The sequence below is a fragment of the Gluconobacter sp. genome (assembly GCF_047722525.1).
Lineage (GTDB): Bacteria > Pseudomonadota > Alphaproteobacteria > Acetobacterales > Acetobacteraceae > Gluconobacter.
Map to the genome: position 1 here is coordinate 143,763 of NZ_JBDNYY010000008.1, position 11,491 is coordinate 155,253.

The following is an 11,491-nucleotide window of genomic DNA, read 5'->3' on the forward strand; positions in this document are numbered from 1 at the left end:
TTCGTGTCTTTGTCCCTTTACCGCCGTCTGAGCGCCCGTAATCTCCTGCTGGCCGGTGTCTTTGGTATCGCCGCTTTTGCCGGTTCGGCCCATGCTGACGATGTCCTCGGACAGGCCGTTGGCAAGGATCTGCAGCAGGCCCAGAGTGCCCTGGCCTCCAAGAACTATGCCAAGGCGATGGAAGCCGTCGACGCCGCAGATGCGGTCAAGGGCAAGACCGATTACGAAGCCTACACCACGGCCCAGATGCGCGCGGCCATCGCCGCGCAGTCCGGTAATACGGATGCTGCCATCAAGGCTTATGATGTCCTGATCAACAGCTCCCGCACGCCGAAGGCGGCCAAGGGCCAGATGCTGATGGCGCAGGCCACGATGGCCTACAGCGCCAAGCAGTACGCCCGCGCCATTCCGGCCACCGAGCGTTACCTGCATGAATATGGCGCCGATCCGCGCATGCAGACGATGCTGATCCAGTGCTACTATCTGCAGCAGGACTGGAAAGGCACCGCCAAGGCTGCGCAGGAACAGGTGGATGCCACGATCAAGGCTGGCAAGGTTCCGGCCGAGAACCAGCTCCAGATGCTGGCAACGGCCTATACGAACCTGAAGGACGCGGATGCGAAGACGCATGCCTATGTCCTTCTGGCGAAATATTATTCCAAGCCTGATTACTGGTCGATGCTGATCCACGATCTGGTTGCGAACCCGAACCTCTCGCCGCCGCTCATCTTCTATGTTGAGCGTCTGCGTCTGGCGACGGGTGTGCTGAAGGATCCGTCCGACTATCAGGACATGGCTGAACGCGCCGTTCAGATGGGTCTGCCCCAGTTGGCACTCAACCTGCTCAACCAGGGCTATGCCAATCATTCCCTTGGAAACGGCGCGACCGCAGCAGCGGATGCGAAATTCCACGCTTTTGTGGCCCAGCAGGCTGCAACGAGCCGAGGACAGCTTGCCTCGGCTGTCACGCAGGCGGCTTCCGCACCGAATGCCGGCCCGGCTCTGACCGCTGGTTACAATCAGGTTCTGAATGGGCAGGTTGATGCCGGTCTGGCGCTGATGAAGACGGGTCTGGGCAAGAATCCGCGCTATCCGGATCTGGCGCAGATTGAATATGGTATGGCCCAGATGGATGGTGGCCAGAAAGCCGAAGCCATCAAGACATTCTCCTCGGTTTCGGGGAACGGGCCGGCCCGCGATGTTGCTGAACTCTGGTCGCTTCTGCTGTCGCGTCCTGCGAAGTAAGGCGTCCGTTTCGGATGCTTGAGAAAAAGCCGGGGTCTTTCCCCGGCTTTTTTGTGTTCAGAACGGCAGGACCGCATCCATGACCTGCTGGCCATAGCGAGGTGTCTGAAGCTGGGTGAGAGTTCCACGACCTCCGTAGGAAATCCGGGCTTCGGCCATGCGGTCATGCGTTACCGTGTTGTCAGCGGTAATATCCTGCGGGCGCACAATTCCGCTCACTCCCAGTTCCCGCAACTCGCTGTTCACCCGTACTTCCTGTTTGCCCATCACGACAAAATTGCCGTTCGGCAGCACCTGCGTGATTGTTCCGGCCAGACGGAGGGTCACGGTTTCGTTGCGCGTAATCTTGCCTGTAGCGCCGGAATCGCTGCTGCTGGACGTATTCAGGCTGTTCGCACCGGTAATGGAACTGATGATCTTGCCCTTGATGCCGAACAGGTTGGGGATGCCGAATTTCTCGTCGGCGGTCCGGTCCGCGGTCGTCCCGTTGTTGAAGGCGGCATTGTCGGTGATGTCCACGATGATCGTGACCAGATCTCCCACCTGCGAGGCTCGCTGATCCTTGAAGAACGCCTTGCTTCCCGAGCGCCACAGACTTGCAGCTTCGTCGGGAGGGGCCTGCAGGGGCGGCATGGGCATCGTGACGGGACGGTAGGAATTGGCCCGCGTCGGATCGGAAATGGACGTCATGCGGGGCGGTCGTCCGATCTCGGACATCTGCGCAAGGGAATTGCAGGCCGACAGGACCGGCAGGAGGCTGAGCAGCCCCAGAGTGCGAACAGAATGTCGAAAAGCGTGCCGCATGGGAAAGTTGAGATCCGTCAGTTCCGTATGACCCCAAGCAAACACGAGAACGGTAAAAAACCTGTTAAGACGCTGCTGGTATGGCGCACTGACAAGACTCGGGTGGCACCTGCCAGCGGACAGGACGTTGGCCTGAAGGGGTGTTTCTTCCCTGTTGTCTTGCCCTCTCGCGGGATGTGGCCGAAAACGGCATGGCGTGGGCTGACATTTCGGGCAGCCCGGGCCCATCCTGCCGGGAGAATGCCCCATGCCGATCGTTTCTGCCTCCTCCATCGCGGACAGTTCTTCCGCTCCGGGGTCCTGAAATGGGCCTCCGGATTCTGCTGACCGGTGGACAGGGATTCGTCGGACAGCACCTCAAGGCCCGGCTGCGGGATCGTCTCCCGGGCCACGTCCTGCTGGAAGATCCGATGGATATCCGGGACCGGGCAGCCGTCGAGCGGTTTGTCCGGAGTGAAAAGCCGGATGCCTGTCTGCATCTGGCCGCCGTGTCTTCGGTTGCGCGGGCAAAGGCTGAAAGTGCCAATGCGTGGACGGTCAATCTGGATGGGACGCTCATCCTCGCTGAAACTTTCGAGACCTACGCGCCTCAAGCCAGTTTCGTGTTCGTCTCGACGGCTGAAATCTATGGGGCCAGTTTCTCTTCCGGTCAGCCTCTCGACGAGTCAGCCGTGATTGCCCCGGTTAATTCCTATGCGTCCAGTAAGGCAGCGGCGGATCTGGCGATTGGCAATCTGAGTCGGGAAGGGCTGCACGGCCTGCGTCTGCGCGCCTTCACCCAGGCAGGAACGGGACAGGATGAAGAGGCCGTCCTGCCGTTTCTCGCCGCACAGGTCGCCCGGATCGAGGCAGGCCAGCAGCCCCCGACCATCACCGTCGGTCATCCCGGTGCGGGCTTTGACGTTACCGATGTCCGCGACGCCTGTGACGCCTATATCAATGCGCTCGCTCTCCCGCAGTCCCTGCCGAACGGAACGGTCCTCAACATCTGTTCCGGCGTCACCCGGACCATTCGTTCCATGGCCCGCGATCTTCTGGACGTGGCAGGCATTTCCGCAGCCATTGAGGTGGATCCTGCTATCCCCTGCCCATCTGGACTGTCGTCCATGCAGGGCAATTCCGCTGCCGCCAAGGAGGCACTGGACTGGTCCCCGCGCATTCCCTGGCACGAGACGCTGGTTACGGTCCTCAATGACTGGCGCTGCCGGATCAGACCCTGAGACCCGGTGGATGGCATGAAATTGCCGATATGAAATCGCCCGACTCTGGACAGCCCTCGAACGGGTTGTCATTCTTTTCGCGGCCTCACATGACTGTCCTTCCTGTGCCGGACGCGACAGGAACAGGGCCGGCACGCAGAACCGGAAAGCGGAGTTTGTATGACGACAGATCCTCATGACACCGAAATCACGGTGCTCGCCGCTGCGAACGGCCTGACCATTCCCTCCGCGTTTCATGTCGGGGTGCGGACCAATCTTGATCTCCTGCGCAGCTATGGCGCGCTGATCGAAGGGCTTGAAATGCCCGAGCGCCTTGAGCCCGCTTTCAGGTACGAACCATGAGCGGTCTTCAGCAGCGTACCGTCGCGCTCGCGGCCAGTGTGCGCAAAGGCGAACTCTCCGCCCGCGAACTGGCCGTAAAGGTTCTGGCCGATATCGAAAGCCGGGACGGGAGCTATAACTGCGTCACGCGTCTGCTGATGCATCGGGCTCTGGAAGCCGCCGAGCGTGTGGACCGTCTGGTCCTTCAGGGCCAGGACCCCGGGCCGCTCGCCGGTGTGCCGTTCGGCATCAAGGATCTGTTCGATGTTCGTGGCGAAGTCACGACGGCCGGATCGAAGGTTCTCGCGAACGATCCACCGGCCACGCAGGATGCCACGCTTGTCGCCCATATGATCGCCGCCGGGGCCATTCCCGTGGCCCTGACGAATATGGACGAATTCGCTTATGGATTCGCCACGATCAACGCCCATTACGGCAACACCCGCAACCCCCATGCGCCGGACCATCTGGCCGGTGGATCCTCAGGTGGTTCGGCGGCGGGTGTGGCGGCACGCCTGTTTTCCATCGGCCTCGGCTCTGACACGAACGGCTCCATCCGTGTTCCGGCGTCTCTCTGCGGCGTCTGGGGCCTGCGGGCCACGCAGGGACGCCTGTCGGTTGAGGGCAGCTATCCGTTCGTCCCGAGCCTCGATACGGTCGGTCCCTTTGCGGACAGTGCGGGCGGCCTCAAAGCCTCTTTCGAAGCCCTTTGCGCAAGACCGCTGCCGCAGGTGGATGTCGGCAGCCTGCGTATTGCCCGGCTGGGTGGGTGGTTCGGCGAAAACATGTCTGCGCCGATGCAGAAGGCCGTCGATACCCTGTCCATGGCGCTGGGAGCCACGGATCGTGTCGAACTTCCCGAAGTGGCACGGGCACGGGCCGCGGCCTTCGTCATCAGTGCTTCCGAAGGGGCGGGGCAGCACCTTAAACGTCTGCGCACACAGGCCGCCGATTATGATCCCGCTGTCCGGGACCGGCTGCTGGCCGGTGCCCTTCTGCCCTCCACACTGATCTTTCAGGCACACCGTCTGCGGCACTGGTTCCGGGACCGCATGCACGAGGCTTTTGCGAAGACTGATATCCTGCTGGCCCCGGCCCTTGTCGGCGAGGCCCCCCGTTTCGATCAGCCGGAAATCGAGATCGGCGGAAAGATGGTTTCTGCCCGCGCCAATCTGGGGCTCTACACGCAGCCGTTGACACTGGCGGGCTTTCCGGTCCTGACGGTTCCGATGAAAGTTCCGGGTCTGCCGCTGGGGGCGCAGTTGATCGCGCGGCCGGGTCGTGAGGACCAGCTTTTCGCTCTCGCTGAAAAGCTGGAAGCGGATGGTCTGGCGGAAGCGCGTCTGATCTGAATCAGGGGCGCCCCAGTGCCTCGGCCATTTTCGTACGGTCGAGGCGCTTTTCCCAGGCTGCGATCAGGACGGGGGCCACGCAGTTGCCCGCGAAGTTGCCTACCGCTCGCGCGATCCCCGCGAACCAGTCCACCGCCAGCAGCATCACCAGACTGGCCGGCGGAATGGAGGGCACGCTCGCCAGCGTCGCGGCGAGAATGACGATTGCAAAGCCCGGGATCCCGTGCGCACCCTTGGACGTAACCAGCGCTGTGACCAGCAGGGTCGCAATCTGCCAGATCGTCAGATGGGTGCTGGTGGCATTGGCCAGAAAGATGACAGCCAGTCCCAGATAGATCGACAGTGCATCTAGGTTGAGCGAATACCCGGCCGGCACCACGATCCCCACGACCTGACGCTCAACCCCGAGCTTTTCGAGCTTGGTCATCAGACTGGGCAGAACCGCATCCGACGCGGTGGTCGTGGCGACGATCAGCAGTTCTTCGCGGAAATACCGTGCAAACCGCAGCGGACTGACACCTGCGAGGCGTAGTCCACCGCCCAGAGCGCCAACGATAAAGAGGCCGACCAGAAGGAAATACAGCGCCGTAAACCCGGCCAGATGCCCGATCGTCTCCAGCCCGTAACGCGCGGTCGTCGTCACCATCGCGCCGAACACACCCAGCGGCGCCACGCGGATGATGACGCCCATCATGCGCGAAAACAGCTCGGAGACGCTCTCGATCAGCCGGACCAGAGGCGCCCCCCGTTCTCCCATACCGCTGAGGCAGCACCCGGCAAAAATCGCGAAGACCAGGATCTGGAGGACGTTCCCCTGTGTGAAGGCTTCCGCAGGGGTGCGCGGGACGAGCGAGAGCAGAAATCTGCTGATGCCGCCCGCCCGCAGGCTCTGCGCATGCCCGCCATAGGACGCGATCATTCGCGCATCCTCGGCGGTGGGCACAAACCCGACACCGCGGCCGATTCCGAGCCCCATCGCCACCAGGACCGCCATGCCGAGCGCCACCGTCGTCATGACCTCGAAATAGAGCAGGGCCCGCCCCCCGAGCCGCCCGACCGTTTTCAGCGATCCGGCGCCCAGAATCCCGAGCGTTACGATACAGAACAGCAGCGGGCCGACCGCCATGATGATGAGGCGCATGAACAGCGCTGTCATCCATCCCACATCATCGGCGAGAGCCGGGAAGAAGAGTCCGGCGCCAAGCCCCAGAACCGTCGCCAGCACCACCTGCGCGAACAGGTTTCCCGCCAGATATTTCACCACGCGGCAACGGCTCCGTCGCTGCGTGGATCGGTCGCGCCCTCAAGCCGCCCGTTTTCATGGCGGATCAGGGCGCCCGCATGACCCATGATGATGGATTGTTCGGGGAGTGCCTCGACCGTATGCCCCGCCGCTTCAAGCCGCGACATGACGTCGGGCCCGAATCCCGGCTCCACCTTGAGAGACAGGCTCTCGTCTCCCCAGGTCCGCCCAAGCAGCCATCGGGGACGGCGGACGGCCTCCTGAAGCGGTACGCCGTACCGGACATGACGGCTGAAGATCGCGGCCTGCGTCTGGGGCTGCCCTTCGCCGCCCATGGTGCCGTAGACCATGGTCCGGCCGTCCCGAAGGCGTGCTGCGGCCGGGTTGAGCGTATGGAACGGTTTGGCGCCCGGACGCAGGATGTTCCAGCCGGAATGCGCCAGACGGAAGGACGATCCCCGGTTCTGCCAGAACAGCCCGCTCTGCGGCAGCATCACGCCGGAGCCGAACTCGAAATACAGGCTCTGGATCATGCTGACCGCCACACCATTGCGGTCGATCGCCCCCATCCATGTCGTGTCCCCCCATTGGGTCTGCTCCGTCCAGGGCAGGGCATGGGTCATGGAAATGCGGGCCGCCATTGCTTCCAGCCGCGCCGGGTCGGCCAGCAGGGCGCGGGCCCGGGCCTCCGAATGTTCGCTGCCATCCGTATAACGGTTGCGGTAGAGGAATGCCTGCTTGGTGGCTTCGACCAGACCATGCACATGTTCAAAGCTCTCCGGCCCTTCCGAACGGTCCAGATGGTCCGACAGGGCCAGGATCAGAAGAGAGGCCACGCCCTGCGTGGGGGGAGCGGTATTGTACAGGAAACCATCGCTGGTCTGGACATGCAGCGGCTCCTTGACCTCTGCCCGATGTGCCAGAAGATCCAGTGACCGGACCGGGCTGCCCGCCGCCGCGAGATCGGCTGCCAGACTGCGCGCCAGCGGTCCGTTGTAGAAGCTCCGCAGCCCGTCCCGGTTCAGCATTCTCAGGGTCTGGGCCAGTTCGGGCGACTTGCGGATGCTGCCCGTCATCCAGGGTTTGCCTTCGGGGAAACAGATCCGCGCCAGTGTCGGATCCGACATCAGTTCCGGCTGCTTCTGCGCCAGAAGGGCTGCCTCGCTCTCCGAGACCACACGTCCATGCTCCGCATAAAAGATGGCGTCACGCAGCAGCCGGTCGAGCGGAAGGGGATCGCGGATTTCGCTGCTCAGTTCCAGCGCCGTCTCCCAGCCCGAGACCGTTCCTGCCACCGTATTGGCCGCCAGGCCGCCACGCCAGGGAATGGTGCTGTGTCCGGCTTCCGCGTAGACTGCATGGTCCGCTCCCATCGCCAGCGCGCCGCATGCATCGATGGCCACGGTGCGCCCGTCGGGATGGCAGATCAGCCAGAACGCATCCCCGCCCAGACCCGTCATGTGCGGATATACCACCGCCAGCGTGGAGGCTGTGGCGACGACCGCCTCGATGGCCGTTCCCCCATCGCGCAGGACATCCAGCCCCGCCTGACTGGCCAGATGATGCGGAGACGTCACCATTCCGCCAAGAGCATTGGGTGTCAGCATGGCTGTGTCCTCAAAAGGGGTAAGAGATCAGGCTGAAGGCGCGGGATATGCGCACACAGGGTCCGGATCAGCAGGTTTTCCGGCCCCTGCGCCATCTGGTGACGGGTCGAGGCAATGAACTCGACCTGCGGCATTTCCGGCAGTACGCCCGGCGCACAATGCGACAGATGCTCCACGCTGCGCAGAAAGGCCGGCTGCGGCGTTACGCCATATCCCGCCCGCACCGCCGCCAGAAGTGCCCCGAGACTGCCGCTGGTAAAGGCCAGATGCCAGGCCCGTCCGGCCCGGTTGAGCGTCTCGATCGCGAGTCGCCGGGTAACGCTGCCATCGGGAAACGTCACGAGCGGGACGGATTTTTCTGCGGGAAACTCCGCCCCCGCAGGCGCATACCAGCGCATGTCCTCCGTCCACAGCTTCTGTCCGCGCGTCTCGCTGGTGCGCCGCATCCCGCACCACACATCCAGTTCCCCCTGCTCCAGCAGATGCGCCAGATGTGCCGAAAGTCCGACCGTCATCGTGATCTGAAGGGAGGGATGGGAGGCGCGGAACGTCCCCAGGATCTCGGGAAAGCGCGTCAGAAGCAGATCTTCCGTCACGCCCAGATGGATCGTGCCCCGGGGGGCCTCCTGCCGGAAACGGGACAGGATGCTGTCCTCGCACTGCAGAAGGTGACGCGCCAGACCGATCAGTGCCGCACCGTCCTCGGTCAGCCGTACGCTCTTGGTGCTCCGGGCCAGAAGGCGCGTGCCAAGCTGTTCCTCCAGCCGGCTGACATGCTGGCTGATGGTGGACTGGCTTACCCCCTGGCTCTGCGCGGCAGACGTGAAATGCAGCGTTTCCGCGACCGCGAGAAAGGATTGCAGATGGAACGGATCGAGATGCACCTGATCTTTCATGCCAATATGTGGGACCATATTTATTGGCAGGTCAACTTGATCTGATTCCGTTATGAGCGCACAGTTCCCCTCCCTTGCACCATCACCGCAGACAGGAGCCTTCATGACAGCCCACGGAGCCCGCGCCGTCGAGCGGTGCCGTATTCTCGCGGATGTTCCTTTCAGCGAGACACCGGGCAGTCTATTCCGCTTCTGGCTCGGTCCTGCCTATCAGCGCACCCTCGCACAGGTTGCGCAATGGATGGCGGAAGCCGGTCTGACCACCCGTCTGGATGCCGCCGGCAGCCTTGTCGGACGCTACGAGGGCCTTACGCCCGGCGCCCCGGCGCTGATGATCGGCTCCCATCTCGATACCGTCCGCAATGGCGGTCCCTTCGACGGCAATCTGGGCGTCATGCTGGGAATCGAGCTTGTCTCCGCCCTGAATGAAGATGGCATACGACTGCCGTTCGCCATTGAGATCATGGGCTTCGGGGACGAAGAGGGCTCCCGCTTTGCCGCCCCCATGATCTGCTCCCGCGCCATGGCCGGACTGATCGACTCCATTCCCGAAGGCATGACGGATGCGTCCGGCGTGACCATGGCCGACGCCATGATAGGCTATGGCCTCGACCCTGCGTCTCTTTCTGAAGCCACCCGTCGTCCGGAGGAACTGATCGCCTATATCGAGCCCCACATCGAACAGGGCCCGGCGATCGAAAGCGCGGATGGCGAAATCGGTGTCGTTACCGCCATCGCGGCCCAGACCCGCCAGCGCGTCACCGTTAGCGGCCAGTCCGACCATGCCGGAACAACCCCCATGGCCATGCGTCAGGACGCCCTGACGGCCGCCGCGGAAATGATCCTGGCCGTCGAGCGCAATGGTGCCGCCGGAGGTGCCACGCAGGTGGCCACGGTGGGCCATGTGGAGGTCACGCCCAACACGTCGAACGTCATCCCGGGCGAGGTCCGTTTTTCGCTGGACATGCGTGCAGAGACGAACGAGGCCCGCGATGCCATGGCCGATGCGATCCGTACCGACCTGCGTGTCATCGCCGCCCGGCGCGGCCTCGGCATCACGTTCGACACCCCGCAATACCTGCCCGCCGCTGCCTGCGCGCCAGAACTGGTGGAGCGCCTGGCCCGGGCCGTTACGGCCGTCACGGGCCGCCCCGCCCAGCGCGTCCTGAGCGGGGCAGGTCATGATGCGATGGCCATGGTCGATCTGTGCCCGATGGGGATGCTCTTCATCCGCAGTCCCGGTGGCCTCAGCCACCATCCCGATGAAACCGTCCGCGTGGGAGACGTTGATCTCGCCCACCGCGCCCTGCTTGCCTTCGTGAAGGAGTTCCAGTCATGACCCATCCCGCAACCTTCGCACAGCTCGATCCGCCGTCCCGCCTGCTGATGGGCGCCGGGCCGACCAACGTCCATCCGCGTATCCTGCGCGCCATGTCCTATGACGTGATCGGCCAGATGGACCCGGAAATGACTGCCTACATGGATGAGGTCATGGCGCTGTACCGGGAGGTCTTCCGCACGAAGAACCACTGGACGCTGCTGGTGAACGGTTCTGCCCGCTCGGCGATCGAGGCGGCGCTGGTGTCGCTGGTGTCGCCCGGCATGAAGGTCGTCATTCCGCGCTTTGGCCGCTTCGGCCTGCTACTGACGGAAATCGTCCATCGCTGTGGCGGCATTCCGTGCACGGTGGACGTGGGCTGGGGGCAGGTCGTCGATCCGGCGCTCATTGAAGCCGCCATCATCGAGCACAAGCCCGGTCTGGTCGCCTGTGTGCACGGTGACACGTCCACCACGACGGCCCAGCCGCTCGAAGAGATCGGCCGGATCTGCCGCAAGCATGACGTGCTGTTCTATGTGGATGCCACTGCCACGCTCGGCGGCATGACGTTCGAGACCGACGCCTGGAACATCGACGTCGCCACGGCCGGTCTTCAGAAGTGCCTGAACGGCCCCCCGGGTTCCGCGCCCATTACGCTTTCCGAGCGTGCCGTTGCCGCCATTCTCAAACGCCGTCATGACGAAGCCGGAATTGCGACCGGTCAGGCACAGGGTGACGGGCCGGTGATCCAGTCGAATTATTTCGATCTGGCGATGCTGATGAACTACTGGTCTCCGGCGCGGATGAACCATCACACCGAAGCCACATCCATGCTCTACGCCGCTCGCGAAACGGCGCGTCTGGTTGTGGAAGAGGGCGTGGAGGCCCGCGTTGCGCGTCATGTGAGGGCAGGGCGCGCCATGGTTGCCGGTCTGCGGGCCATGGGTCTGAAGGTCTATGGTGATGATGCCACCCGCATGAATAACGTCACGGGCGTCTGGGTGCCGGACGGGGTGGACAATGCCCGCGTCCGCCAACTCATGCGTGACGATTTCGGGATCGAGATCGTTTCGTCCTTCGGTCCACTGACGGGAAAAATCTGGCGTATCGGGGCAATGGGCATCAACGCCCGCAAGGACAAGGTCCTGCTGACGCTCGCCGCCCTTGATTCCGTGCTGGCCAGCGAAGGCGTGGCTCTCAACCGTGGCGCCGGCGTGGATGCCGCACGCGCCGCCTGGGACGCTGCCTGATCACGCCTGCCGGGCCGGAAGCCTCATTTTTTCGGATGGTTCTTCCGGCCCGATCCGCTCTTTTTCCCGCCACCGTCTTCCTTGTTGACGGTGGCCCAGGCCCGGCGTTCGGCTTCCTTTTCGGACACGCCCCGCTTTTCGTAGCCTTCCTCGATATGCTCGGCCTGACGCTTCTGCTTATCCGTATAGGCTGACTTGTCTCCACGAGGCATGATCCTGCCCTCCTGCATGAGAT

General features: G+C 63.4%; 11 protein-coding genes. 6 read left to right on the forward strand and 5 right to left on the reverse strand.

What is annotated here, in order from left to right; translation table 11 throughout:
- Positions 1–3: 3 nt before the first annotated feature.
- Complete coding sequence (locus ABF859_RS09835; protein WP_415527595.1) at positions 4–1,245, forward strand: hypothetical protein; 1,242 nt, start codon at positions 4–6, stop codon at positions 1,243–1,245.
- Positions 1,246–1,302: 57 nt separating this feature from the next.
- Here the strand turns inward: ABF859_RS09835 and flgH are convergent, their stop codons facing one another.
- A complete protein-coding gene (gene flgH / locus ABF859_RS09840; RefSeq protein WP_415527596.1) occupies positions 1,303–2,049 on the reverse strand; it encodes a flagellar basal body L-ring protein FlgH in 747 nt (248 codons plus the stop codon).
- 305 nt (positions 2,050–2,354) lie between these two features.
- Here flgH and ABF859_RS09845 point away from each other — a divergent pair, with 305 nt between their 5' ends.
- The 3 genes from ABF859_RS09845 to ABF859_RS09855 all read left to right on the forward strand — a co-directional run bounded on the left by ABF859_RS09845 (position 2,355) and on the right by ABF859_RS09855 (position 4,942).
- Positions 2,355–3,269 carry an NAD-dependent epimerase/dehydratase family protein gene (locus ABF859_RS09845; protein WP_415527597.1) on the forward strand — a complete coding sequence of 305 codons (915 nt, stop codon included), beginning with the start codon at positions 2,355–2,357 and terminating at the stop codon, positions 3,267–3,269.
- 159 nt (positions 3,270–3,428) lie between these two features.
- Positions 3,429–3,611, forward strand: coding sequence for a DUF4089 domain-containing protein (locus ABF859_RS09850; protein ID WP_415527598.1), 183 nt, complete (start codon positions 3,429–3,431; stop codon positions 3,609–3,611).
- Complete coding sequence (locus ABF859_RS09855) at positions 3,608–4,942, forward strand: AtzE family amidohydrolase (protein ID WP_415527599.1); 1,335 nt, start codon at positions 3,608–3,610, stop codon at positions 4,940–4,942. The genes ABF859_RS09850 and ABF859_RS09855 overlap by 4 nt, the downstream gene beginning before the upstream one ends.
- Position 4,943: 1 nt before the next feature.
- Here the strand turns inward: ABF859_RS09855 and ABF859_RS09860 are convergent, their stop codons facing one another.
- Genes ABF859_RS09860 through ABF859_RS09870 form a run of 3 tightly spaced genes read right to left on the reverse strand, consistent with a single transcriptional unit; the run spans position 4,944 to position 8,688 of the window.
- A complete protein-coding gene (locus tag ABF859_RS09860) occupies positions 4,944–6,206 on the reverse strand; it encodes a cation:dicarboxylate symporter family transporter (protein ID WP_415527600.1) in 1,263 nt (420 codons plus the stop codon).
- The gene (locus ABF859_RS09865; protein WP_415527601.1) at positions 6,200–7,792 is read right to left on the reverse strand and encodes a gamma-glutamyltransferase family protein; all 1,593 of its coding nucleotides are present in this window, start codon (positions 7,790–7,792) and stop codon (positions 6,200–6,202) included. The genes ABF859_RS09860 and ABF859_RS09865 overlap by 7 nt, the downstream gene beginning before the upstream one ends.
- The gene (locus ABF859_RS09870) at positions 7,786–8,688 is read right to left on the reverse strand and encodes a LysR family transcriptional regulator (RefSeq protein ID WP_415527602.1); all 903 of its coding nucleotides are present in this window, start codon (positions 8,686–8,688) and stop codon (positions 7,786–7,788) included. Before ABF859_RS09870 ends, ABF859_RS09865 begins: the two co-directional genes overlap by 7 nt.
- 103 nt (positions 8,689–8,791) lie before the next feature.
- On the opposite strand from ABF859_RS09870, the gene ABF859_RS09875 reads away from it, so the two are divergent.
- Together ABF859_RS09875 and ABF859_RS09880 are read left to right on the forward strand one after the other, a co-directional pair.
- On the forward strand, positions 8,792–10,027 hold the full coding sequence (locus ABF859_RS09875) for an allantoate amidohydrolase (protein WP_415527603.1): 1,236 nt from the start codon (positions 8,792–8,794) through the stop codon (positions 10,025–10,027).
- The gene (locus ABF859_RS09880) at positions 10,024–11,256 is read left to right on the forward strand and encodes a pyridoxal-phosphate-dependent aminotransferase family protein (RefSeq protein ID WP_415527604.1); all 1,233 of its coding nucleotides are present in this window, start codon (positions 10,024–10,026) and stop codon (positions 11,254–11,256) included. Before ABF859_RS09875 ends, ABF859_RS09880 begins: the two co-directional genes overlap by 4 nt.
- Positions 11,257–11,279: 23 nt before the next feature.
- Here ABF859_RS09880 and ABF859_RS09885 read toward each other — a convergent pair.
- The coding region (locus ABF859_RS09885) for a hypothetical protein (protein WP_415527614.1) at positions 11,280–11,491 on the reverse strand (212 nt) is incomplete at its 5' end.